The following is a 24,575-nucleotide window of genomic DNA, read 5'->3' on the forward strand; positions in this document are numbered from 1 at the left end:
CCCCGAGGGCCCCGAGGTCGACCGGGCCGAGTGGTTCCCACCCGGCCCGGTCGCCGACGGTCGGTCAGCGCAAGGCGGTGGCCCGGATGACCGTCTGCGTCACGGTGTTGCCCCGCGTGTCCGAGGCGTGGACCCGCAGCGATACGAACGCGGCCTTCCGCGGGGCGTCCAATCTCACGCGCACGGCGCCGTCCCGCAGCTCCCGCGGCTTGACGCGGTGCCAGGTCCTGCCGTCGTCGTAGGACAGCTCCACCTTGTCGGTGCGGACCCGGGCCGTGGAGGCGCCGCGGATGTGCGACGGCTCCACGACGAGCTCGGCGTCACGCCGGGCCGAGCCGTCGGTCGAGGTCGGGATGGTGTAGTCCAGCTGCACCAGGGGAAGCAGCGGTGCCTTGCCGTTCCGCGGTGCTCCGGACGTGAAGCCCCACTCGGTGCGGGTGGAGGTGGAGTACGGGTGCCCTTCGGTGCGCTTCGTGGTGGTCACCAGCCGGTAGCGGCTCGTGGCGCTCGGAACCGGGAAGTCGAAATACGGGCCTTCGGTGCTGCCGAGCAGCTTGTTGCTCCGGCGGAGTTCGACGGACTGCGTCGTGGTGCCGGGCCCATTGGTGCCGGCGTGATGGCGGCCGCCGTCGCCGAAGCCGGGAATCTGCCCGAGGACGGAGTCGCCCGTGCGCCGCGGGGTGTCCAGGTACTCGACGACCCGGGGTCGTTCGACCGGACCGAACCACCGGACGTTCGTGGCACGTCCCGCCGGATAGGCGACCTGTCCGGAGTACTGGTCGGAGTACTGGTTGCCGCTCTGATGGGCCTCCTCCCTCCAGATGGCGTCGGGGGCGGCGGTCACCCAGTCGGTGCGACGCGCCCCGGAGGTCGACAGCCGGGTCGAGTCCAGCAGGAAGAGCTGGTACGGCTGGATGTCGAGCCGGTTCTCGTACACCTTGTCCACCGTGCGGAAATCGACGTCGACCCGGGCGAGTTCCCTCTTGCCCGGCGCATAGTGCAGGGTCTTCGGGATGCCGCCGCGCCAGGTGCGCACCAGGTCGTAGAGGTACGCGGTCGTGGAGCGGCCGACGATGTGCATGGGCACCGAGCCGGCACCGCTTTGGATGCGGTCGATCAGGATCTCGCCCTCGGTCCGCGAGATGCCCGCGACGACGATCTTGCTGCGGCTGCCGCTCGGCCAGTAGCGTCCGCTGTCGCCGTTGACGATGACGAGGACCGCCACGCCGACCTTCTCGGCGGCGGCGATCTGGTCGTGGGAGGCGGTCCGGGAATCGCCGTCATCGTCGTCGTCCGGCGGGGGTACGTAGCGGACTACCGCCACTTTGCCCCGGGCCCCGGCCGCGGCGTAGTCCTGCTCCCGGCCGTCACCGGCGAAAACGGCCGGGAGGGTGTGCGTCCGGTCGGCCGGCCGGGCCGAACCGGGCTCCAGCGCAAGGTCGTCGAAGCTCTGGGAGCCCGAGGAGAGGCTGAGCAGAGGCTGCTCCATCCGTGCCCGGACGGTGTACAGCAGATCGCCGTCGGCGGGCTTGCTCGTCGGCAGCGCCCACATGCTGTCGTGCTGGGGAGCGAGGGTCGAGGTCTCGCCGATGGAGGGAGAGCCGTCGGTGAACGACCGGAGGAAATCGGCGCGGACGACGCCGGCCGTTGTCACCTGTGGTGTGACGACCTCTGTCAGCCGCAGTTGCCTGCCGTCGACGGTCGCCGACGTGTCGGCGTCGCGGACCTGGATGCCGGTCTTGACCAGGAGCGCCTGCCCGAGCGAGGAGGCCCCGTGGGTGCCCCGGACGTCGCCCCACGACCAGGCCGTGTAGACGCCGTTCGGCACGACCAGGTCGATGTCGCCGCGTGTGTTGGTCACCCCCTCGAAGCGGGACCCGTCACCATGGCGCTGGACCCGCACCACGTTGGCCAGCGGTTCGCCGTCCCGGCCCTGGAAGTGCAGCCGCAGATGGTGGTGCTCCTCGCGGGTGCTGACGGCGAGCAGGGTGCGTGTGGTGGGCTTGCCGTCCACCAGGCCCGTGAGGTGTCCGCTGAAGCGGGAACCCGCCGGCGCGCGGTCGAGGACGGTGGTGAGCGTGGTGGCGGCGGTGCCCCCAGCCGGTACGGTCACCTGACGGTCCGCCACGGTGAACAGGCGCTGCGGTGCATCGGGTGCGTCGACCCGTAGCGTGACGGTGACCGCCTCGTCGCCGGAGTTGAGCCATTCGATCCGGCGGTCCACGGTCTGCCCGGGCTTTCCGCCCAGGGAGTGGATGCCCGCGTCGGCGGTGCCGGTGGCCACCAGGCGGGCCGCGGAGGCCGCCGCGGCGTCGACGCGCCCGTTGCCACCGTCGTCGGCCGTGTTGGCGGGCGTCTCGTGGGCCGTGCTCACGAGGGCGTCCTTGATGCGGGCCCCGGTCCACTCCGGGTGGCCGGCCGCCACGAGGGCGGCGGCGCCGGCCACGTGCGGGGTCGCCATGGACGTGCCGTTCAGGGAGGCGTAGGAGCCACTGCCGAACGTCGCGTACTGCGAGCGCGCCGCGAGGATGCCGACGCCGGGTGCGGTGATCTCGGGCTTGATCGCGTCGTCACGGAATCGGGGGCCGCGGCTGGAGAACCAGGCCACCGTGTCCGTGGGGTCGACGGCGCCGACGGTCAGGGCGGCGTCCGCGGAGCCCGGGCTCGTGACGGTGGACGGGCCGTTCTCACCGTTGTTGCCCGCCGCTATGGTGAACAGGGCGCCCGTCTCGGCACTGAGTGCGTTCACGGCCTGGCTGAGCGGGTCCGCGCCGTCGTCAGGGGCGAAACCGCCGAGGCTCATGCTGATCACGCGTGCCTTGGTCTCGCGCGCCGCCCACTCCATGCCGGCGATGACCCAGGAGTCGGATCCGGAGCCGGAGTTGTCGAGGACCTTGCCGACGTGAAGCGCGGCCCCGGGCGCGACGCCCTTCTCCTTGCCCCCGGACGCCGCGCCGTTGCCGGCGATGGTGGAGGCGACGTGTGTGCCGTGGCCGTTGCGGTCCACGACGTCCTCGTACGGGATGAAGCTCCGGGACGAGGCGACGACGCCTGCGAGATCCGGGTGCTCGGTGTCGTATCCGGTGTCGAGGACGGCCACGTCGACGCCCTTGCCGGTGTTGCCGCGCGCCCAGGCGTCGGGGGCGCCGATCTGTGCGACGCTCGACTCGAGCGTCGCCTTGACCTTGCCGTCCAGCCAGACCTTGCGGACGCCGCCGTTCAGCGCCGGCTCGCCCGCGGTGGTGCCGCGTGCCCCGGACGTCGCCTGGGTGAGCTCGGCCCAGAAGTCCGCCGCCCGGCTGTGGCTCTGGGTGACGGCAGTGCTGTCGATGCTGGTCAACGTCCGTGCGCCGGTGGCGCCCTCCGGCAGGGACGTCAGGTCCTGCTTGCGGAGTGAGTCCGAGGAATAGCTCAGGATGAGGGGCAGCCCACGGGAGCGCGAGTCGTCGTATCCGTCGGCGACGAGTCGGGTGACGTTGAACAGGCTCTCGTCGAGGAGACCGGCGGCCACGTACCGTTCCGCCGCGGCGGGCACGACGTAGACGTCCCCGTCCCTGCTGCTGACGCGTACGTCCGCCCGGTCTCCGTTCGGTGCGGCCACGGTGACGGTGGCGGGGCCGGAGCCGTCGGGGGTGACGGTGACGCGGTCACCGGAGATGAGGGTGACGGTCCGCGCAGTGGATCCGAGTGAACCGCCGTCGGCTATGGTGACGCCCTTGGTCGCGGCGGGGGCGTGGTCGGCGGCTGTCGCCGGGGGGACCACCGTCAGCAGCGCGGTGACCGCCGCCAGGATGGGCAGGCCCTGCCGGGCCGGAAGATGTGGTCGCACACGAGTCCTTGGTCGAGTCTCCGTTGGATGTGCAACGCATGGTGTCACAACATGTGATGTGTTTGTTGTCTACCTCCCGTTCAACCGCCCCGATCCGCCCACCCCTTTGACGCGCCTCCCGGCGGACGGTGCGGGCGCACCAACGGAACAACGGGCTCTCGTTGTGAACGGCAGTCAGGAGCGTGGTACCGGTGTTCTCGCGATACCCCCTCGACGACGGGGACGAGCGCGGCGGTCGTCGACGTGCGGAGCATCGCGGTCATCTCGTCGCACACCGGCCATCGCGGACGCAGCATGAGAGCGCCGGCCAGGCGGGCGCGTCGCAACCCGTCGCTGACCTCGCGCGGATGTCGGCTCCGCCCCGCACCGGCCCGGGCCGACCGCGGTCGGGTACGGTTCGCAGCCTGGGTGACGGACCGCGGAAAGGCGGGGTCAGCCGCAGGTGACGAAGCCGGCCTCGGCGCCGGGGCGGGCGGCGGCGATCTGCAGGGCCAAGGCGCCGACGCCGCCTGTGGCGCCGGAGATGAGCAGCGTCTCGTCCTTGCCTGGCGCCACGGCGTCAAGATCGGTCATGCGGCACCGGCGCAGTTCGGCCCGGTCGGAACGGAGCCTTCGGCAGGCTGAGCCATACCGGGGATGGTCTCGCAGGCGAGGTGAGGCCGACACGCATCATCGGCTGCGGCAGGGCGTGTCAGCCGAGAACGCATCCGCGCAAGACCCTGGCCGCGCCGGAAATCCGGCCGCCGAAGCCCTCCGCGACGATCTCGACGCGGAGGGCACGGGTGACCGGGGTGGTCATACGGGCACGACGTACGGGAAGCGGTCGTTCCGCAGGTGCTGGGCGACGGACGGCTTGAGTCCGGCCGGCACGGCCGTGTTGCTCACGAGTGAGAGCATCGCCTCAGGCGCGTTGTCGGCCCGGGTGCGGCCGTTGCGGGCGGCGAAGCCGTACGTGGCGGGCGTTCCGACGACGTAGGGCAGCACGTCGGGGAACAGCTGCCCGGCCACGGTCCGGCCGTAGCCCTCCGGGTCGGCGCACGTCCCGGTGGCCGCGACGACAGCCGCGACCTGGCCCGCGATGAACTCGCCGACGGCGGCACGGTCCTGCGAGGGGTGCCGGGTGTTGGCCGGGTTGCTGAAGTCGGTGTCGCCGGGCCAGAAGATCGGCCACATCATCGGGTGCCCGCCGCGGTTGATCTGCCGCCATCCGCCGGCGTCGGTGGCCAGCTTGGTCGCGCACCAGACGCCCGTGCGGGCCCCGGGGCGCAGCTGCGCGTGCTCGTGCGGAACCTCCAGCACGATCGATTCCACGGTGGTGCCGGCGAAGCTGTTCTGCGCCTCCTGCGGGCGCCAGTCCGAGAGGTCCACCGCAGTCCCCTTGGCCACCGCCCCGTTGACGACGGCCAGCAGGGACAGGTCGATGTAGAAGGAGTCGGAGATGCGCCCGGCCCAGACGCGGGTGCCATCCGCGTCGGCCGTCTCACCGGTGCGGCCTTCCAGCACCAGGTCGCCGTCAGCGGAGTCCTCGCGCGCCTCGTTTCCGGTCAGGACGTGCAGGCGCAGGGTTTGCCTGCCGTCGGGGCCGGGTTCGTCGAAGGAGACCCGATAGGTCAAGGTCTCGAATTCGGCGCCGTCGAAGTGAACCTTGAATTCGTAGCGTGCTTCCGGGTGGAACCCGGGCTCGGCGTAGACGCCGGTGATGTCGGAGTTGACGTCCATGACAAACACCGTGCTGCGTTCACCGGGAAAGACGTACAGGTCGTCGATGAACAGCTGGCCGTTCTGGGCCGCCAGCGGAGTGTCGAGATGGTGCGACATGGTCGGTCCTCAATTCTCTCGGCTTTTCTTCGAGGAATGGGTGCCGGGCGTTTTTCCGGACTGTTTCATCCTCGCCGAGCGGGCGGCAGCCTGGTACCGACACATCGGGAATGCCGTCATACACTGTGGTTATGAGCAGGTCGCCTCCCGATCTCAGCAGTCTCCTGTTGCTGACATTGGTGGCCGAGCTCGGCAGCCTGGGGCAGGCCGCCGAGCGGATGGGGATCAGCCAGCCCGCCGCGAGCAAGCGCCTGACCCAGCTCGAGCGGCGCCTGGGGCTGAGGCTGGTGAACCGCGACACCCGCGGCTCCGCCCTGACCGTCGAGGGCAAGGCGGTGTGCCAATGGGCGGGGCGGGTGCTGGCCGAAGTGGACTCTCTGATGGTGGGCGTCGCGGCGCTGCGCGGTGACCACGCACTCGACCTGCACCTGGCGGCCAGCATGACGCTGGCCGAACACTTCGTGCCGCGGTGGATCGGCACGCTGCAGCGGGGATCGCCCGACGTATACGTCAGCCTCAAAGTGACCAATTCCGAACAGGTCGCCACGCTCGCGGCGAACGGCCGGATCAGTCTGGGGTTCATCGAGGCGCCCACCGTTCCGTCCGGCCTCAGCTCACGACAGGTGGGTACCGACCGGCTGGTCGTCGTGGTCGCGCCGCAGCATGCCTGGGCACGACGGCGGGAGCCGGTGGATCTGACCGAGCTGGCCCGGACCCGCCTGATCGTCCGCGAACCGGGTTCAGGCACGCGGGAGACCATCGAGCGTGTGCTCGCCGGCGCGGGAGCCGAGCCGGCCAGACCCCTGATGGTGCTGGACGCCAACGTCGCGGTACGAAAGGCCGTCGCCGAAGGCGTGGGCCCGGCGGTGCTCAGCGCGGTCAGTGTCCGGGACGACCTGGCCGAGGAGCGCATCGTGGAGGTCCCGGTGACCGGGGCCGACCTGCGCCGCCGGCTGCGCGCCGTGTGGCCGAAGGACCGCCCGTTGACCGGCGCGGTCGAGGAACTGCTCCGGATCGCGGCACGTACCCACCGCGAGGGTCGCTGACGTCGCTGTTGTCACGCGGCCGTGAGCCCTGCTACTCGATGTTGACCGTGACGGCAGAGACCTCTCCGTCAGCCGAGGTCGGCGTGACCGGTCCGCGCGCCTGGGCCGTGCCTGCCGTCAGCGAGGTGCCGCGAGGACGTCCCGCAGCACGTCCTCGAGCGAGACGCGGGACAGATCGCGTCGTACGGTCTCCTCGATGCCCTCGTAGACACCTTGCATCGCCGGCTGGATGCCGTGACCGACCACACATCCCTGGTCAGGGGTGGTCCGGTGCAGCGCGAAGAGCGGTCCGGGTTCCACGGCCTCGTACACGTCGAGCAAGGTGATCGATCCCAGCTCACGTGCCAGCGACCAGCCCGCGCCCGCGCCTCGCCGGGACTCCACCAGACCGGCTCGGCGCAGTTCGCCCAGCAGGCGTCTGATCACCACCGGATTGGTGTTCGCGCTGGTCGCGATCTGCTCGGAGGTGGCGACCTCATGGCCCTGGCGCTGGTAGAGGCCGATCCAGGCCAGCGCGTGAGCGGCGATCGTCAGCCTGCTGTTGGCGCTCATGTGACCCTCCTCCCAGTGGAAACATTTTCTGTTACGACTACGCAGTCGTAACGAGTATAGTTGCGATCGTTGTCGTAACCATCATTGTTGCGACAGGCGGCAGGGACCGATTCAACGAGGTGGGAACTATGAGCAAGCCACTCACGGGCAAGGTCGCCCTGGTCACCGGGGGATCCCGCGGACTGGGGGCCGCCACCGTACGGCTCCTGGCCGAGCAGGGTGCCGATGTCGCGTTCACCTACGTCAGCTCCGCGGAGCGGGCGCAGGCCGTCGTCGACGAGGTGCGCGGCAAGGGAGCGACGGCCGTCGCCATCCAGACCGACCAGGGGGACACGAGCCGGGCTCCGGCGCTGATCGACGAAGTGGTCGCCTCCCTCGGCGGTCTGGACATCCTCGTCAACAACGCGGCGATATCGGTGGAACAAGGCCGCACGGTGGACGATCCGGACGCCGACACTGCCGCACTCGACCGCATGCACGCCACCAACTACCTCGGTGTGATCGCCGTCATCCGGGCCGCCTCCCGGGTGCTGCGCGCGGACGGCCGCATCATCACCGTGAGCTCCGGACTCGGTTCCCGTGTCGGCCTTCCCGGCCTGGCCGACTACTCGGCCACCAAGTCGGGGATCGAGAGGTACACCATGGGCGTCGCGCGGGACCTCGGGCACCGGGGCATCACGGCCAACGTCGTGGAGGCCGGACTGATGGAGAGCGGCATGGAACCGCCGGACCCCGAGACCCTCAAGGCCCTGGTCGGCTCCCTTTCCCTCCAGCGCATGGGGCGCCCCGAGGAGATCGCCGCGGCGATCGCCTTCCTGGCGAGCCCCGCCGCGTCGTACGTCACAGGGGCTGTGCTGGATGCCCACGGCGGCTACAACGCCTGAGGGCGATCCTGCCGCGCCCCCGAAGAGACATCGAGCCTCGGACCGCACGCCGCGGGCCGTGCGCGCCCGCGCCGGCCCGCGGCACGGTGGCCGCCACCAACTCCCCGGGGCCGGCAGTGCTCGCACACCGGCTCCAGGAGCGGCGCGTTCCCGTCCGGCGGAACAGCCCGTCAGAGCAGCTGATTGCGTTCCAGCGAGAAGAAGCTCACCTGGCAGTAGTCCTGGATCAGCGAAGGCAGCTGCCGCGCATGGTCGGCGCGGATCGTGTTGTAGACATCGTGCCTGGTCATCCCCGGCGCCGGTGTGTACGTACCGGAGAAGGTCTTCAGATCCTGATCACGATGGCTGAAGGTGATGATGAAGCAGTACTCGACGAGGGGATCCGCGGGCCGGGTCATAGCTGCCTCTCGATGGGGGACTGGTCTCGTCACTGCGGACGAACGAATGATCCATCCGGTTGCGGTCGCCGCACCGCCGACATCCGGACCGCGCCGGGGTGGGAGGGAAGCGCCGGCAACTGCGCCGCGCTGCCGCGAGTGGCGCCGCATCCGGCTCCTTCGCGGCTGCCATCGCCCGGCTGCCGGACCACCTCGCCTCCCGGTCCCGGATGACGTAGCTGCCGTGCACCAGTTGAAGATTCGGTCTTGCGAGCTCGCCGTTGCCGGCCGGCAGTTGGCCACTGAAGAGCGCCTGGCGTGTTCGGGACCGATGGCGGAACGCGACAACTCCCGAGCACCTGGCCCTCGCCGGTCACGCCACCGATCGCAGGGCGGCCGACTGGCGAACAGGTGACATGGCGTCTATGCGCCAGCCCTTCCACCTGGCACGGCGTCAACTCCTGGCCTGACTGTGGCCGGACACACGCCGGTGACGCTCGTTCATCGGGCGATCTCAGGGGAGTTGGTACAAGGTTATGCGATCCAGATCGAAGGCCGCGGCCGTGGTCGCGGCCACCGCGGTGGCGCTGCTCGCCACCGGGCTGCCGGCGGCGGCCGGGCCGGAGCCAGTCGCCGGGACCGGCCGTCCGGCCGCACCACCGGTGCCGCCCGCGCAGCACACCGTCACATTGATCAGCGGCGACCGGGTCGGCTTCACCGGCAGCGGCAGCGGGCTCCAAGTCAGCGGGGTGACCCCGGGCAAGGGCCGGGGCCACATCGCGTTCACCCGGGCGAGGATCAACGACCACGAGTACGTGATCCCCGTCGACGCCACGCAGCCGCTGGCCGAAGGGCGGGTGGACCGGCAGCTCTTCGACGTCACCGCACTCGCCGCGCAAGGGCTCGACGACGCCACCCGGGCGTCCATTCCGCTGATCACGACGGCCCAGGCGGGCCCCGCGCTGCGCGGGTCCACGCAGCGGGACACCTTCCCCGAGCTGGGGATGGCGGCCCGTACGGTCGCCAAGTCCGAGGCGGCCACGGCCTGGCGGGGCTTCCTTGCCGCCGCGGACGGGACGTCCCGCGCCGCCGCGCCCGGGAAAGTCTGGCTGGACGCCGAGGTCGAGGCGAGCCTCGACCGGTCCGTCGCCATGACCGGCGCACCCCAGGCATGGCGCAAGGGTCTCGACGGCAAGGGCGTGCGCGTCGCCGTACTGGACACCGGGTACGACCCGGCCCACCCCGACCTGAAGAACAAGGTCGTCGCGGAGAGGAACTTCACCTGGGACGAGGACGTCACTGACCTCAACGGCCACGGTACGCACGTCGCCTCGACCGTCGCCGGAAGCGGCGCCGCCTCGCAGGGCCGCTACAAGGGCGTCGCGCCGGGGGCCGATCTACTGATCGGCAAGGTGCTCGACGGCAGCGGGTCCGGCAGTTTCAGCGGAATCCTGGAAGGCATGGAATGGGCGGCCGCCCAGGACGCCGACATCGTCTCGATGAGCCTCGGCTCCAACCTGCCGAGCGACGGCAGCGACCCGATCTCCCAGGCGGTCGAGACCCTGTCCGGGGACGGCGGACCGCTGTTCGTCGTCGCGGCCGGCAACGAGGGCACGCCGGGCAGCATCGGCACTCCGGCCGCGGCGCCGAGCGCGCTGACCGTCGGGTCGATCACCAAGGAGGGTGCGATGTCGTCGTTCTCCTCCCAGGGACCGGCGGTGACCGACGGAGGCGTCAAGCCCGAGATCACCGCGCCCGGCAGCGCGATCACCGCCGCCCGGGCCGCGGGCACGCTGGACGGCGCCGCCAACAGCGAGTTCTACGCGACGATCAGCGGTACCTCCATGGCGACCCCGCACGTCTCCGGGGCGGCCGCCATCCTCAAGCAGCGGCACCCGGACTGGGACGCGCGGCGGCTCAAGGCGGCGCTCGTCGGCGCCGCCGACCCGGTCGACGGCGCCGGCGTGTACGAGCAGGGCGCGGGCAGCGTGGACGTGCCCGGCGCGCTCTCGTCGTCGGTCACCGCCTCCCCGGCCGCGGTCTCCGCCGAGCTGACCTGGCCGTACAGCGGCAACCCGACCCGCACGGTGACGTACCGCAACAGCGGGGCCCAGGACATCCGGCTGGAGCTGTCCCTGACCGGTAAGGCACCGGTCTCGCTCGTCGCCCGCCGGCTGACCGTCCCGGCGGGCGGCACCGCCGAGGCGACCGTGCGGATCGACATCGCCCGGGCGTCCGGCGGCGCCCACAGTGCCTGGATCACCGCACGCGGCAGTGACGGCAGCACGGCGCGCACCCCCGTCGGCGTCGACGCGGAGGGCCCGGCCGCCACGCTCACCCTCGAAGCCGCCGCACTGCGGCAAGGGGTCGAGACGGCGTACACCAACCTGGTGGTGCAGAACGAGCGGACCGGCGAGGCCCGGCTGGTCAGCCTCACCGAGGGGTCCGAGGAGCTCCGGCTGCCGATCGGCGACTACCGGGTGTTCGGCGGCGTGTGGGAGTACGTCCGGTACGGCAGGGCGAGCGTGCCCGAGACGTCCGTCGCCGTCGCCCGGCACCTCACCCTCACCGGCGACCGGACGCTGAGGACCGACCTGTCCGGCGCGAAGCCGGTCACCATGGGCATCGACGACCCGAAGATGCGGATCAACGAGTGGGGGTCGGCGACCGGGCTGGTCTCGTCGGCCGGCGCGGGCGTCCCTGAGGGCCTGATAGCGCCGCTCTACTCCGGCGCGTACCGGTCCTATGCCGTGGGCAGCGCGAAGATGCCCGGACTGACGTACTTCTCCGCCGCCGCATGGGAGCAGCCGTCCGTCCTCGCGACGTCCGCCGGGGGCTCCGGCACCCCGGTCGACGTGCCGGTCTCGCTGATGACGCAGCGGCTGGAGTGGGACCTGGAGAAGCGGGTCACCGACGCGGGAGTCGGCGCGGACCTGACGGGTCTTGAGATCGAGGACCGGATCGTGCTCCTGGAGTCGGACTGGAGCCTGCCCTGGGAGGAGCTGGACCGGCGCTACCAGGCGGTCAAGGCGCAGCGGCCGGCCGCGATCCTGCTCGCCGGGTCGGCGTCGATCGGCGCGGACGACCCCACGCTGGGCACCGACGACCACGGTGTGGCCCTGCTGCGCGAGCGGCTCGCCAAGGGCGAGGTGACCCTGCGGATCAAGGGGGAGCGCAACGGAGAACGCACCTACTTCACGTTCCACGCCCACGACGACGGGGTGCCGGCGGGTGCGAACTGGCAGGACCGGCGCCGGGACCTGGCCCGCGTGGACCACAGCTTCCGCACCACCGGGTTCCCCAACGACCCCAAGGGGATCTACGGCTGGGTGACCTACCGCGGGCTCAATCTCGCCCAGCAGTCGACGCTGTTCCGCGCACCGCAGCGGATGACGGCGTACTACACGCCCGAAGTGCCGTGGACGACGGCCACGTTCGAGTACGCGCTGGACGACGGACCGCTGGGTGTGCAGTACACCAACCCGACGGTCCTCCGTCAGGGACGCACCGTCTCGGACAACTGGCTCACCGCGCCCTTCAACCCGTCGCTGTCGGTGAACGGACCCGACGGCCGGGCGCAGGCCACCCGCGCGGGGGACAAGCTGCGTCTCGCGCTGCCCATGTTCTCGGACGCGGCGGGCCACCGGTCGGAGCCCCTGCGGAATCTGGAGTCCGGCGAGACGGTGCTGCGCGACGGATCGGGCAAGGTGATCGCCCGTAACGACGAGCCGGGGCAGGGCGTCTTCGACGTGCCCGCACGCGGCCAGTGGTACGAGATGACCTCCTCCGCGCACCACGACAGCCCGGAGTGGAAGCTGGGCACGCACATCTCGGACACCTGGCGGTTCCGCTCGGAGCACACCGGTGGCGAGCTGCCGCTGCCGCTGCTGGACACGCGCTACGACATGGCGGGTCTCGACGGCGACAACTCGGTAGCGGAGAACCGGGAGTTCACCTTCGGCCTGGGCATCGGCCGGCAGGCCGGGGTGAGCGGCGGCGCCGGCATCGGGCAGGTGTCGGTGCGGTACTCCACGGACGACGGAGCCACCTGGCACGCGGCGGAGGTCCGGGGCCGGGACGGCGACCGGCGGGTGACCGTGCCCGCGATGGGCACCGGCTGGGTCTCGCTGCAGGTGACCGCCGCGGACCGCTCCGGCACGTCGGTGACGGAGACGGTCACCCGGGCCTACCGTGTCGGCTGCCCGGAGCAGTGGTGTGGCTACGCCCCGGCCTGGCCGCACTGGCCGGCCGGATAGTCCGCGAGCCGACACCGCGCCGGTGCGGGCCGCCCTCGGGCCGGCCCGCACCGGCGCGCGTGGGTAGCCCTGGTACTCCAGCCGTAGATCGTGAGCTTGCCGGTGGGGCGGCTGAGATTCGGGTACCGCCACCGCTGGGCCCGTAGTGGTGCACACTTCTTCGCCGTGGAGATCGTGGAGAGCGAGCTACGGCGTCTTCGGTCCGGACTCGGTGCCGAGGACGGCCGGCAGCGGCCGTTTCTCGTACGGGTCCGGTTCACCGCCGAAGATCCTGCCCAAGTCATCGCCGATGCACGTGCGGTGCTGACGCGCGTGATCGAGCGGATGGGCGACTGGCCCGCGTTTGAGCAGTGGTCGCACCTGCTGCCGGCGTGGTTCATCCGACGGTGCGCACCGGAGCCCATGGAGCCAGAGCCTGGCGAGCCCTTCGATGCCGAGGCATGGCTGCGGGAGTGGCGGGCAATGACGCCGGAGCAGAAGGTGACCGCCGGCCAGGGGCCGTGGACGCTGTCGGATTGGCTGTACTGCTTCGACCCGACCGAGGAAGGGGCGGGTGACGATCGCAGTTGGTGGTGGTGGCACGCGGGAGTCGATGCGTCGGGTGGCGGCTGGGTTCAGGTAGCCACCACCGGCTGGCCGTTCGGCAGCGGTTCGCTGTCCTGGCTGATCAAGGCCAGCGGCGGCACGGATCTGACCCATGGGCCGTGACTGTCACGCACCGTCTGGCTGGCCGCCCGCGCCCGAGGCACCATATGACTGACATGCCGGAGCCGCACAGGCGGCTCCTGGCCGACGTCATCGCCCTCGGCCCCCCTTATCCGCTGGTGCTTACCGGAGGCTATGCGGTCCGGGCACATGGCCTCGTTGACCGGCCCAGCCAGGATCTCGACGTCGCGACGCGATCTGGAAGAGTTCGGCCGCCGACACGCCCGGGGGCGCTTCGAGCGGGAGATGGCAATGACTTGGGCGATGCGGTGGGCGACCTGAAGCGAGTAGAAGCGCATCTGACAAACGGACCGCAGCAGGCCCAAGAAGCCCAGGACGACGGTGCAAGCCTCCGCATGAATCGCCGGTGACGTCGCCAAGAGTGCGAGCGAGGGCGGGTGCCGGGGAGCCCGCACGCGCCGAAAGGTGCCGTCGGTCAGGAGTGGCGGCCGACGGGCTGGAAGCCGTCGTCCACCAGGCCGAGGCGGTGGGCCACCACTGCGGCCTGGATCCGGTTGCGCAGCCGCAGCTTCTGGGTGACCGCGGCGACGTGTGACTTCACCGTGGTCACCCCCAGGTACAGGGCCTCGCCGATCTCCGCGTTCGAGTAGCCGGCCCCCACGAAGGCGAGGACCTCGCGCTCTCGTGGTGTCAGGGCGGCGAGCTCGGTTGTGCCCACGCCGCTGTCGCCCTCCGTCACGGTGTCCTGGTGGGCCTGGACGGCGCGGGCCAGGACGCGGGCCAGGACGGCGGGTGCCAGCAGTGGCTCACCACGGGCGGCCCGGTGCACGGCATCGATCATCGCTTCCGGGGCGGCGTCCTTGAGGAGGTACCCGACCGCGCCGGCCCGCAACGCGCCGTACACCTCGGCATCGTCGCCGAACGTCGTCAGCATCACGACATGGGTCGCGGGCAGGGCCGCGAGGATCCGGCGGGTGGCTTCGATGCCGTCCAGACGCGGCATCCGCAGGTCCATGAGGACCACGTCGGGGCGCAGTCGTTCCGCGAGCCGGATCGCCTCCAGCCCGTCCGCGGCCTCCCCCACCACGTCCTCCCCGGCCGTGCGGAGCAACAGTGTGACACCGGCCCGTACGAGCGCCTGGTCGTCGACGACGAGGACGCGGATCACCGACCCACCGCCAGGGGCAGCGCCGCGCACAGATGCCAGCCGTTGCCGGTGGGACCCGCGGCGAGGGTCCCACCGAGCACCTCGACGCGTTCACGCATCCCGGTGAGGCCGTGGCCCGAGGAGGGCAAGGACGGGGAGCGTTCGCGCTGCACCGTGTTGGCGACGTCGACGAGGAACTGGTCGTCGGTGACGACGACGGTGGCCGACACGTCCGAGCCGGGGCCGGCGTGCTTGAGGGCGTTGGTGAGCGCCTCCTGCACCACGCGGGCGGCCGTCACACGCAGCGCGAGCGACGCACCTGCGGCGCGCTCGTCGTGCGTGAGGGTGACGCGGAGACCCGCTGCCCGGCTGCGCTCGACCGCGTCGTTGATCATCTGCTCCGGGTTGACGACCGCATCGGGAGAGGTGGGGTCGCGCAGAATGTGCAGCAGGCCCCGCAAGTCCACGAGTGCCTGGCGGGCGCTCACATGGATCGACTCGATCCCGCCGAGCGCGGCGTCCAGCCGCTGCTGCCGGTCGGCGGCATGCGTCGCGGCGTACTGCGCCGATCCGGCCGTCAGCGCGATCGCCGACACGTGGTGGGCCACCATGTCGTGCAGGTCACCGGCGATACGGGCGCGTTCCGTCATCCGCGCGGCGCGCGTCTCCGCCTCACGGCGTTCCTCGGCGTCGCGGGCACGTTCCTCGGCCACGTCGGCGGCCTGGCGCAGCGCGGCGAGGTAACGGCCGAAAGCCACGGGTGCGGCAACCGCCAGCGCCGTCGACAGGATGCGGATGACGCCGTCGGCCCCGGACAGCAGTCCGCCCGCGTCCCGGCCCACGCTGACGAGCACGGCGGTCAGGGTGGCGGTCCAGGACACGGCGGTGACGACAGTGCCGCAGCGGTAGGCGACCACGCCGAGTGCCAGAGCTGCTGCCAGCGGCGCCACATGGCTGGTACCGGGCAGCACCACATCGGTCACGACGATCAGGACGACCTCGACGACGAGCGTGACCACGGGCGCGTAGCGAGCGAGTGCCAACGCCACTACCGCCGCCTCGACCAGCACCCACTCCACCACGGGCCGTCCGGAAGACGGCCCCAGGACGATGGTCGCCGCGCCGACACAGGCCGCCGTGACGGCGATCAAGATGTCGAGCCCCAACCGGCGCCCCTGATATGCGCTCACCGCATCACCCTACGTCCGGCCGGACGGCGGTCGCCCCCTCCCATCGGCCACCTCCTCTCCTCCTTCCGGCCGCCGGTCCGGCTTCGCGCATGAAGATCGGCCCATCGCAGCGGACCTAGCGTCGGCGGTGCGACCGCGACAGGCCCGCAAAGTGGGGCAGCCCGGCGGTCCTGCCCGCCGACGGCCAGCGCCGTCGCTCGACCCGACCTGGACGAGAGAGGTCCGCAACCGGTGTCCTTCCTGTGGGAATTCCTGCGCAGCCCCCTGACCGTAGGGGCGGTGGCGCCCAGCGGCCGCTCCCTGGCCCAGGTGGTGACCGCGCCCGTGCCGAGCGCCGGCCACCCCGTGGTGGTCGAACTCGGCCCGGGCACCGGCGCGTTCACCACCACGATCCAGCGAAGACTCGCGGGTCGCGGCCGCCACCTGGCGGTGGAGCTCAACGAACGATTCGCCGAGCGGCTCGCCCTCACGCATCCCGGCGTGGACGTCGCACGGGCCGACGCACGCGATCTCGCATCGGTCCTCGCCGCACGCGGGCTCGACGCGCCCGACGTCATCGTCAGCGGTCTGCCGTGGGCGGCCTTCGCCTCCCGGGACCAGCGCGACGTGCTCGCCGCCGTGACCTCGACGCTGCCGGCCCACGGCGCCTTCACCACCTTCGCCTACGTCCACGCCCGATGGACCGGCCCCGCCCGGCGCTTGATCCGGTCGCTGCGATCGCAGTTCGACGAAGTCGTCGTCGGGCGCACGGTGTGGGCCAACCTGCCGCCCGCGCTCGTCTACCACTGCCGCCGCCCACTGCGCTGACCAGCGGAACATCCACCGAAGGAGAGACAGAGTGACTACCACCGACAACCGGCCGAGGCCTGCGGAAGGCCCGCTGGGCCGGGTCGGCCGAGGGGCCTACCGCCGCCGCGGAACCGTCCTGCTGGCGTGGCTCGCCGGACTGCTCGCCGTGCTGGCCCTGTCGCGTGCGTTCGGCGGCGACTTCACCGCCGACTACGCGGCACCGGGATCGGAATCCAAACAAGCCCAGAAGCTGCTGGAGCAACGCTTCACCAGCCGGTCGGGGGCGGTGGTCAGCGTCGTCGTGCAGGCCGACGAAGGAGTACAGGCGGTCCGCGGCACCGTGTCCGACCTGGTGAGCGCATTGCGCTCCGCACCGCACGTCACCGGCGTCGACGACCCGTACACCACACCCGGCGCGGTCAGCACCGACGGCAAGACCCTGCTGACGAGCCTCCGCCTCGACGTGGGCAATGCGGCCGACATGCCGGTCAAGGACACCACCCGGCTCATGGACATCGCCCAGCGGCACACCGCAGACGGATTCCATGTCTTCCTGGGCGGCCAAGCCGTCTCCCTCGCCGAGGGAGGACCGATCGGCTCCGAAGCCATCGGACTCGCCATCGCCGCGGTCATCCTTCTGCTGACGTTCGGATCCGTGGTCGCCGCCGGGCTGCCGCTCATCGTCGCCCTCGCCGGTCTCGCGGTCAGCGGACTGGCAACCACCCTGGTCATCCGGGTCGTCGACGCCCCGGACTGGTCGACGTCACTGGCCGCCATGCTCGGCATCGGCATCGGCATCGACTACGTCCTGCTGATGGTGACCCGCTTCCGTGAAGCGCGGGCGGCCGGCCTGGCCCCGGAGGACGCGACGGCGGCAACCGTGGACACGGCCGGCCGGTCCGTACTCATCGCCGGTGTCACGGTCATCGTCAGTCTCCTGGGGCTGTTCGCCATGGGCCTGTCCTACATGCGCGGCGCGTCCCTCGTGGCGATCGTCGGCGTCCTGATCGTCCTCCTGGCCGCGACCACGCTTCTGCCCGCGCTCCTGGGTTACCTCGGAACCCGGATCGACCGCCTGCGGCTGCCACTGCCGCAACCACATCGCAGCGCCCGGCAGCAGACGTCGGCCGACGACCGAATCGCGCCCGGCCGGGGCTGGCTGTGGTGGAGCGGGCTCGTCCAACGTCACCGAATCGCCGCGGCAGTGGCGGGCACAGCGATCATGCTGACCCTCGCGGCGCCGTTCCTCGGCGTGCGCTTCGGTTTCCCCGACGCGGGCAACAACCGGCAGGGCAGCACGACCCGGCAGGCGTACGACGCCGTCGCCGCCGGATTTGGAACCGGCGCCAACGCACCGTTGCTCCTGGTCGTGGAGCTGCCCGACGGCGACGATTCCGTCCTACCCCGTCTGCGTACCGCGACGGCCGACACGACCGGGGTCGCATCCGTCACGCCGGCACAGCTCAACCCCGGCCGCGACACCGCGGTCCTGACCATCACACCGACCACAGGGCCACAGGACGACGCGACCCGGGAGCTGGTCGGCCGCCTCCGGGACAGCACCGTCCCAAGGGCAATCGCCGGTACCGGCGCACGCGTCCACGTAGGCGGCGCGAGCGCCCAGTCGATCGACAGCACCACCGACCTGGCCCGGCGCATCCCGTACCTGATCACCGGAGTCATCGTGCTGTCGATGCTCCTGCTGCTCCTCGCCTTCCGCAGCATCGCCATACCGCTCAAGGCCGCGGCCATGAACCTGCTGTCGGTCGCCGCGTCCTACGGCGTCGTCGCCCTCGTCCTGCAGGGCGGCTGGGCCGGACAACTCATCGGCATCGACACGCCGACGCCCCTGCCCCCGTTCGTCACCGTCCTGATGTTCGCCGTCCTGTTCGGCCTGTCGATGGACTACGAGGTCTTCCTGCTCAGCCGCGTGCGGGAGTCCTGGCTGCGTCACGGGGACAACGCGAAGGCGGTCACCGAGGGTCTGGCCGGCACGGGGCGCGTGATCACGGCTGCCGCGGCCATCATGATCGCCGTGTTCCTCGCGTTCGTGCCGAGCACCGAGATCATCCTCAAGCTCATCGGCGTCGGCATGGCCTCGGCCATCCTTCTCGACGCGACCGTTGTCCGGCTGGTGCTGGTGCCAGCGACCATGCACCTTCTCGGTCGGCGCACCTGGTGGATACCCCGCCGGCTCGACCGCCGTATGCCCGAACTGCACGTCGAGGGCCGGCCCGATCACGCAGGCACGCAGGTGTCCCAGTACGACACCCCGGCGGTCACGCCGCGTTGAGCGCACCGAACGCAATGGAACAGCGAAGCAGGCGGCCGGCCTGCCTGCTTCGCTGTTGCCGCCGCAGCGTGGGTGCGTGGGTTCGCGGCGGTGTGTGGTCAGTGTTCGGCGCGGTTCAGGCCGGTGGCTTCGTGTACGGCGTGGGCGATGGCGGGGGCGTCCTTCTTGAGGATGGCGCCGTGGTTGCTGGCGACCTTCGCACTGATGCGGATGTCGGGGTTGCGGGTGGTGACGGCCTCGAGGCCGGCGCGTATGCGTTCCTGCTCGTCCCCGCGGCTTCCCAGAGAGGTTCCGGAGGCGACGACATAGCGGACGGGGACGGTGATGGCGTCCAGGACGGGGCCGAGTTCGCGCTCGCGGGAGAGCCGGCCGAGTTCGATGTTGCTGTCGGCCATCTGGTGGGCGGTCATGCGGGGGGTCAGGCCGGTGGGGCGCAGTAGCGGGGTGATCCAGCTCATGCGGCGGAACAGGGTGCGGATGCGGTGTTCCATGGCCTCATCCAGCCAGTCGTGGGGGAATGCGCCGTCGACGAGGACCGCGCCCAGGGAGCGGTCGGGGTTGCGGTGGGCCCAGTGGGCGGCGACGACTGCTCCGTAGGACCAGCCCACCAGCACTGCCTGGTCCACGTTCCTGGCGGCGAGGACGGCGTCGACGTCACGGACGGCGGCTTCGAAGGAGTAGTCCGCCGAGCGCTTCGATCGTCTGCCGCGGGCGCGTTCGTCGTAGGTGATGTGCCGCCATCCGGAGCCGAGTTCGGTGATGACCCGGCGCCAGTAGCCCTGGGTGGCGAACTGGCCGTTGAGGTAGAGGACGGGGACGCCGGGGCCGCCGCTGTCGGTGACGGCCAGGGCGGTGTCGTCGACGGGCACCATGCCGCTCCACGGGGAGCCGGCCGGGGAAGTGCTGTTCCTGGTCATGTCTTTTCCGCCTTGGGGGTGTGAGGGCGTGGGGTGTGGCCTTTTTGGGGGCCCGCGACGTGGGTCGCAGGGTGCTGCGCCGCTTACAGGCTGCGGGCGGTGATGTTGCCGTGGGGGGTGGTGGCGTGGATGTCGAGGTCGGGGGTGCCGTTGTTCTTCAGGGCGTTGCTGATGCGGCCGTGGGTGGTGCCGGCGTCCAGGGTGGCCGAGACGCCGGCGGCGGCTGCGACGGTGATGTCGCCGGACTGGGTGTGCAGTTCGACGGTGCCGCGCAGGGCCGAGGCGATGCGGATGTCGCCGCGCTGGGTGCTGATCTCGGCGGGGCCGGTGAGCCGGCCGATCTCGATGTCGCCGTCGGTGGCGGTGAGGCGGACGCCGGCGGCCTCGTCGATCTTGATCTGGCGGTAGGCGCCGTCGAAGTCGACGTCGCCGAGGCGTCCGACGCCGCGCAGTTCGGCGCTTGCGGCCTTGGCCTGGATGCGGGAGCCGGCGGGCAGTTGGACGGTGACCTCCAGGGACCCGGAGGGCCCGAGGAGCCGGTTGCCGGCCTGGGGGCTGCGGATCTGCAGGACGCCGTCGGTGTAGGTGACGGTGGTCTGCTCGGCGGCCTGGACGTCGCTCTTCTTGGCGGGGTTGGCGGGCAGGACCTCGACGGTGGTGTCGGTGCGGTCGGCGGCGAGGAACTGGATGCGTCCGGCGGGGATGTCCAGGACGGCGGAGATCGGGGCGGGGGTGTCGAAGGTGCGCATCGTGTTCTCCCGTGTTCGCTCATGGTTTCTGACAACGGAAACGCTACGTTGCTTTCCAATCCGTGGCAACAAGCTCGTTGCGAAAAACCCGTATAGTCACAGGTAGATGCCTGGAAACTGTTGCAACCGCCCTGCAGGGAACGCAACGTCCGCTGCTGCGATCATTGCAATGGCTGTGAAGTGAACGCTATAGTGGCGGGTGTCAGGGACCACCACGCAGGATCACCGAGGGAGACCGCGATGCCGGGCGGCAGGCTCACCCAGACCGAACGTCAGCAGATCGCGCTGGGACTGGCCGACAGCCTCCCCTACGCGGAAATCGCCCGGCGACTGGACCGTCCGACGTCGACGGTCACGCGGGAAGTGATGCGCAACGGCGGCCCCACCGCCTACCGCGCCGACCTGGCGCACCGGGCCACCGAGCGCCGTGCCCACCGGCGCAGGCCCGCCTCGGCGCGGGGGGCGCAGCCGGGTCTTCAGCCGCACGGGCGGGACGCGGAGGCGGTGGCGGAGTATGAGGAGACGTTCACCACCGTGCTGATGGGTTCGGGCCTGAGCAAGATGTCGGCCCGGGTGCTGACGTGTCTGTTCACCACTGATGCGGGCAGCCTGACCGCGTCGGAACTCGCGCAGCGCCTGCAGGTCAGTCCGGCGTCCATCTCCAAGGCGATCGCGTTCCTGGAGAGCCAGAGCCTGGTGCGCAGGGAGCGCGACGAGCGCCGCCGGGACCGCTACGTCGTCGATGACGAGCTCTTCTACCAGGCGACGATCGCCAGCGCCCGGGCCAACGACCAGCTGGTGGCGACCGCACGTCAGGGTGTTGCCGTGCTCGGCTCTGACACGCCTGCCGCTGCCCGGCTGGAGAACATCGCCCGTTTCCTGGACTTCATCAGCGAAAGCATCACCCGTGCTGCCGAGCAGGCCCGCGAGGTCCTTCACACCAAGCCCGGCACCAGCTCGAACGACGCCGTCCCGCCGCGTCCGGACCAGGGGTAGACAGCCCTCTGGGTGGTCAGCTGTGCACGGCTCCGCACCCCACACCTGCCGCTTCGAGCCAGCCCCTCCGGGGACTTGTCACGTTTGCAGCGCAGCGCTGGTCTGTCCTCGAGAGGACGCGCGTGGCTGCCGCTTGTCCGGAGGGCGGTTGCGCCGCCTGTGGGCGGGGCCGGTCCGGCCTCTGCCCGCTCCGGCGGATACGGGCACCGTGCCGGGCGGCGTCCGCCGCGGGCGGCGAGCGGCGGGTGGCATGCAAGACGAACGAGAGAACCGAGGTCGGCACTATGGCAAGTGAGAGTGTTGCGCATCCGAGCCTGATTGTCCCGGTAGGGCATGTGGAGCCGGTGCCGCGCAGGGTCCGGGGCGTGGTGGGAAACCGCGTGGTGTTCGACACGCGTCGTGCGCTGTATGTGTGGGAGTGGCGGGCCTACCCGCAGTTCAGCATCCCCGTGGAGGACCTGGTCGACGGCGTGCTCGTCGATGAGCATCACACGGAGCATCACGGCGCCGGCCCCGCACGCCGACATGCGCTGCGGGTGGGGTCGCAGGTCCGCGAGGGTGCGGCGTGGATGTGGGACGAGGGTAGCCCCGGGCCGTTGCGCGACACGGTGCGGTTTGAGTGGGAGGCGCTGGACTCCTGGTTCGAGGAGGACGAGCAGGTCTTCGTGCACCCGCGGAGTCCGTATTCGCGGGTGGACGCTCTGCGTTCGTCCAGCAGTGTGCGCGTGGAGCTCGACGGGGTGGTGCTGGCCGAGGCGCCCAATTGCGTGAAGTTGTTCGAGACCGGCCTGCCGACCCGCTACTACGTGGAGCGCATGTACGTCGACTGGGCCCGGCTGCAGGCCTCGGACACGGTGTCGCGATGCCCCTACAAGGGGACCACGAGCGGCTACTGGTCCTTCGACAGCGACGGTGACCCGCAGCCGGACATCGCCTGGGCGTACGACTTCCCGACCATTCAGGCCAACCGCATCGCGGGCCTGGTCGCGTTCTACAACGAGCACGTCGACCTGTACGTCGACGGCGCCCTACTGCCCAGGCCCGCGGCCCTCACCCCGTGAGCCTTCGGGGCGGCCCGGCCGTCCGGACCGCCCCGCACGGCACGTGCCCTGTTCCCGGCGCGGGCCGGGAGGGCAGGCCCTGGTCCCATCTGAAACCGGGATGGGCGCGGCGCCCCGCGTGTTGGATGCGGCAGGGCCCCCTCCGGTGTGGAGGGGGCGTGGTGCCGCCGGCGTGCGGGGTGGGTCGTCGCCGGTTCAGATCGTCGGTGTCTCGTCGACGTGTTCCTGGTGGAGTTCGAGGACGAACTTCCAGCCGGCGCTGGCTTCCATGAACCGTACCCGGGTGGGGTAGATGTCCAGGGCGCGGCGGTCCCGGTTCTGGCCGGTCGGGCTCTTGCGTCCGCGGGCCGGCTCCTCGAACAGGTCGACCTTGACGTCCGGCACCGCGACGACTTCCTCGTCCCAGCGCTGGACGATTCCCGCGCCGAACGCCTCCCTCGCGGCGGTGTAGAGCGACTCCAGGGATTCGGTGTTGCCGCCGGGCACGAAGAGGGCGAGGTTCAGCAGGACGCCGGCACTGGCCAGGACCTCGATTTCCTCCCCTGCCTCGTCGGCAACCCATATCCCGGCCTGCTCGGCATCGTCGGGGAGAACATGGACTTCCTGGCCGAAAACCGTCCTTGCGGTGAAGGACCCGCCCTCGAAGTTCTTGCCCGACTTCGTGAGAGATGCCGGCGCGTAGCAGCCGAGGGGGAGATCATCCATGGCTGCCGAGACGAAGATCTCGTCCTTGAGGCCCAGTTCTGAGACCTCCTCGGCCGTCAAACGCCGGGCCGTAACCTTGCTGGTGTTCACAGTCTTTCCCTTTCTTCGTGTAGCCCCGTCGGGCGCACCCGATGGTGACTACACGTCATATGGCGTTAGTGGTGGGCGCCTCGTGTGACGTCGCCGCCCCCGGACAAGATCCCAGAGGCCTCTGGCTCCCCACGACGGGGGTATACAGCCTGTTCAGGGATGTGTCGTCTTCCGCGGCAGCGCGGTTCGCAAGGGGAGCCACGCGCGGTGAGTGTAGTGCGGGGGACTGACAGTGCAGCGGCGTGGGCGTCCGCCGCGTCAGCGACACAGTGGACAACGCCCCCTTCCCGCCTGCGAGGCGCGGGCGCTGCAGTTCCCTCGCGTGCCGGGTCTGTCGGCCACGGCTCCTCACCCGTGGTCACCTCGCGCTTTTGCTGCCGGACCCGGCCGGTCCGTATCGCCGCCCGCCGCGAACCGCCCCGTGGCCGGGCTCGCCTTGAGGCAGCAGGCACGATTGCGGGCCCCCGCCCCGCCCCCCTGCTGGGGGCGGGGTGCTTCGGTGTCCGGGGCCTGGGGTCAGGGCAGGCCGATTTCGGGCAGGTCGAGTTCGGGCAGTGCGAGGAATTCCGTGATGGCCTGCACGATCCGTTCCTCGATGTCGTCGTCGGCCAGGTCCGCGTCCGGGCCGGCCAGCTTCGCCGCGGTGAGAGCCGGGTGCAGTAGGTCGGGTTCGTCGCCGAATCGGTAGTCCGGAGTCTCGAAGCTGAAGGAGGTGACCAGGCGTCCATCGCGGTAGTACGCGAAGTCGGGACCGAAGGCCTTGGCGAGGCAGGGTTCGGTGGCGAAGACGACGAGTTCTCCGCCGTCCTGGCACAGCGGCTCATAGTGGGCGAGGTCGTAGTCGCCGGCCTGCCAGCTGAGCATGTGGTGCATCGTCACCCCCCACTCGGTGCCCTTGCCGTATGCGAGCGGCATCCGCTGCGCCGCGAGGAGTCCGCGGGTGAGGGCGTCCAGGGACATGCCCCGGAAGAAGACGACGTTGGTCTCCTCGTGGTGGGGGAGCGGTTGGTCTATCCAGTGCCTCATACCGCGCACCGTAGAGGAGCTCACTGACACGCCCGGGTCGTGGCGGGAACCGGCACGGCGCCGCAGGCCCGCCGGGCCCGGTCGTGGAGGTGCGGCCGGACTCCTCCGCCCGGCGGCCATGTCTCCGAGGCCGGCAGCGATCCCGCCCTCGGCGGTGACGACTGCGGCCGGCTACACACGGCTC

Annotated in this window: 19 protein-coding genes; 8 read left to right on the forward strand and 11 right to left on the reverse strand. The window is 71.0% G+C overall.

What is annotated here, in order from left to right; genetic code table 11:
• Nucleotides 1–64: 64 nt before the first annotated feature.
• The 3 genes from ACFV3E_RS23050 to ACFV3E_RS23060 all read right to left on the reverse strand — a co-directional run bounded on the left by ACFV3E_RS23050 (nt 65) and on the right by ACFV3E_RS23060 (nt 5,647).
• Entirely contained in the window at nt 65–3,829 is a 3,765-nt protein-coding gene (locus ACFV3E_RS23050; RefSeq protein ID WP_500536324.1) for a S8 family serine peptidase, read from the reverse strand.
• 432 nt (nt 3,830–4,261) lie between these two features.
• The gene (locus ACFV3E_RS23055) at nt 4,262–4,402 is read right to left on the reverse strand and encodes a hypothetical protein (protein ID WP_500536325.1); all 141 of its coding nucleotides are present in this window, start codon (nt 4,400–4,402) and stop codon (nt 4,262–4,264) included.
• 222 nt (nt 4,403–4,624) lie between these two features.
• On the reverse strand, nt 4,625–5,647 hold the full coding sequence (locus ACFV3E_RS23060) for a DUF4331 family protein (protein WP_500536326.1): 1,023 nt from the start codon (nt 5,645–5,647) through the stop codon (nt 4,625–4,627).
• A gap of 131 nt (nt 5,648–5,778) precedes the next feature.
• Between ACFV3E_RS23060 and ACFV3E_RS23065 the strand changes: the two genes are divergently transcribed.
• Nucleotides 5,779–6,693, forward strand: coding sequence for a LysR family transcriptional regulator (locus ACFV3E_RS23065; RefSeq protein WP_500536327.1), 915 nt, complete (start codon nt 5,779–5,781; stop codon nt 6,691–6,693).
• 117 nt (nt 6,694–6,810) lie between these two features.
• Here the strand turns inward: ACFV3E_RS23065 and ACFV3E_RS23070 are convergent, their stop codons facing one another.
• Nucleotides 6,811–7,245: an Rrf2 family transcriptional regulator gene (locus tag ACFV3E_RS23070; protein ID WP_500536328.1), complete on the reverse strand. Its 435-nt coding sequence runs from the start codon at nt 7,243–7,245 to the stop codon at nt 6,811–6,813.
• Nucleotides 7,246–7,373: 128 nt separating this feature from the next.
• On the opposite strand from ACFV3E_RS23070, the gene ACFV3E_RS23075 reads away from it, so the two are divergent.
• Complete coding sequence (locus ACFV3E_RS23075; RefSeq protein ID WP_500536329.1) at nt 7,374–8,129, forward strand: SDR family NAD(P)-dependent oxidoreductase; 756 nt, start codon at nt 7,374–7,376, stop codon at nt 8,127–8,129.
• Between the two features lie 170 nt (nt 8,130–8,299).
• Here ACFV3E_RS23075 and ACFV3E_RS23080 read toward each other — a convergent pair whose 3' ends face one another.
• Complete coding sequence (locus tag ACFV3E_RS23080; protein WP_500536330.1) at nt 8,300–8,527, reverse strand: hypothetical protein; 228 nt, start codon at nt 8,525–8,527, stop codon at nt 8,300–8,302.
• 515 nt (nt 8,528–9,042) lie between these two features.
• Between ACFV3E_RS23080 and ACFV3E_RS23085 the strand changes: the two genes are divergently transcribed.
• Nucleotides 9,043–12,762, forward strand: a complete 3,720-nt coding sequence (locus tag ACFV3E_RS23085; RefSeq protein ID WP_500536331.1) for a S8 family serine peptidase — start codon at nt 9,043–9,045, stop codon at nt 12,760–12,762.
• Between the two features lie 165 nt (nt 12,763–12,927).
• On the forward strand, nt 12,928–13,470 hold the full coding sequence (locus ACFV3E_RS23090; RefSeq protein ID WP_500536332.1) for a hypothetical protein: 543 nt from the start codon (nt 12,928–12,930) through the stop codon (nt 13,468–13,470).
• 433 nt (nt 13,471–13,903) lie between these two features.
• Here ACFV3E_RS23090 and ACFV3E_RS23095 read toward each other — a convergent pair whose 3' ends face one another.
• Together ACFV3E_RS23095 and ACFV3E_RS23100 are read right to left on the reverse strand one after the other, a co-directional pair.
• Nucleotides 13,904–14,596, reverse strand: coding sequence for a response regulator (locus tag ACFV3E_RS23095; protein ID WP_500536333.1), 693 nt, complete (start codon nt 14,594–14,596; stop codon nt 13,904–13,906).
• Entirely contained in the window at nt 14,593–15,765 is a 1,173-nt protein-coding gene (locus tag ACFV3E_RS23100) for a sensor histidine kinase (protein ID WP_500536334.1), read from the reverse strand. Before ACFV3E_RS23100 ends, ACFV3E_RS23095 begins: the two co-directional genes overlap by 4 nt.
• A 231-nt stretch (nt 15,766–15,996) precedes the next feature.
• Between ACFV3E_RS23100 and ACFV3E_RS23105 the strand changes: the two genes are divergently transcribed.
• The gene (locus ACFV3E_RS23105; RefSeq protein ID WP_500536335.1) at nt 15,997–16,572 is read left to right on the forward strand and encodes a class I SAM-dependent methyltransferase; all 576 of its coding nucleotides are present in this window, start codon (nt 15,997–15,999) and stop codon (nt 16,570–16,572) included.
• A gap of 31 nt (nt 16,573–16,603) precedes the next feature.
• A complete protein-coding gene (locus ACFV3E_RS23110; RefSeq protein WP_500536336.1) occupies nt 16,604–18,847 on the forward strand; it encodes an MMPL family transporter in 2,244 nt (747 codons plus the stop codon).
• 98 nt (nt 18,848–18,945) lie between these two features.
• Here ACFV3E_RS23110 and ACFV3E_RS23115 read toward each other — a convergent pair whose 3' ends face one another.
• Both ACFV3E_RS23115 and ACFV3E_RS23120 read right to left on the reverse strand, forming a co-directional pair.
• A complete protein-coding gene (locus ACFV3E_RS23115) occupies nt 18,946–19,764 on the reverse strand; it encodes an alpha/beta fold hydrolase (RefSeq protein WP_500536337.1) in 819 nt (272 codons plus the stop codon).
• A gap of 83 nt (nt 19,765–19,847) precedes the next feature.
• On the reverse strand, nt 19,848–20,513 hold the full coding sequence (locus ACFV3E_RS23120) for a DUF4097 family beta strand repeat-containing protein (protein ID WP_500536338.1): 666 nt from the start codon (nt 20,511–20,513) through the stop codon (nt 19,848–19,850).
• Between the two features lie 240 nt (nt 20,514–20,753).
• Here ACFV3E_RS23120 and ACFV3E_RS23125 point away from each other — a divergent pair, with 240 nt between their 5' ends.
• The gene (locus tag ACFV3E_RS23125) at nt 20,754–21,509 is read left to right on the forward strand and encodes a helix-turn-helix domain-containing protein (RefSeq protein WP_500536339.1); all 756 of its coding nucleotides are present in this window, start codon (nt 20,754–20,756) and stop codon (nt 21,507–21,509) included.
• Nucleotides 21,510–21,793: 284 nt separating this feature from the next.
• Nucleotides 21,794–22,570: a DUF427 domain-containing protein gene (locus ACFV3E_RS23130; RefSeq protein WP_500536340.1), complete on the forward strand. Its 777-nt coding sequence runs from the start codon at nt 21,794–21,796 to the stop codon at nt 22,568–22,570.
• Between the two features lie 195 nt (nt 22,571–22,765).
• On the opposite strand, the gene ACFV3E_RS23135 is transcribed toward ACFV3E_RS23130, so the two are convergent.
• Both ACFV3E_RS23135 and ACFV3E_RS23140 read right to left on the reverse strand, forming a co-directional pair.
• On the reverse strand, nt 22,766–23,365 hold the full coding sequence (locus ACFV3E_RS23135; RefSeq protein WP_500536341.1) for a hypothetical protein: 600 nt from the start codon (nt 23,363–23,365) through the stop codon (nt 22,766–22,768).
• Between the two features lie 516 nt (nt 23,366–23,881).
• A complete protein-coding gene (locus ACFV3E_RS23140) occupies nt 23,882–24,391 on the reverse strand; it encodes a DUF6461 domain-containing protein (RefSeq protein ID WP_500536342.1) in 510 nt (169 codons plus the stop codon).
• Nucleotides 24,392–24,575 lie beyond the last annotated feature (184 nt).

Origin of the sequence: Streptomyces sp. NPDC059718 (assembly GCF_042733315.1) — a bacterium.
In the GTDB taxonomy this organism is placed as follows: domain Bacteria; phylum Actinomycetota; class Actinomycetes; order Streptomycetales; family Streptomycetaceae; genus Actinacidiphila.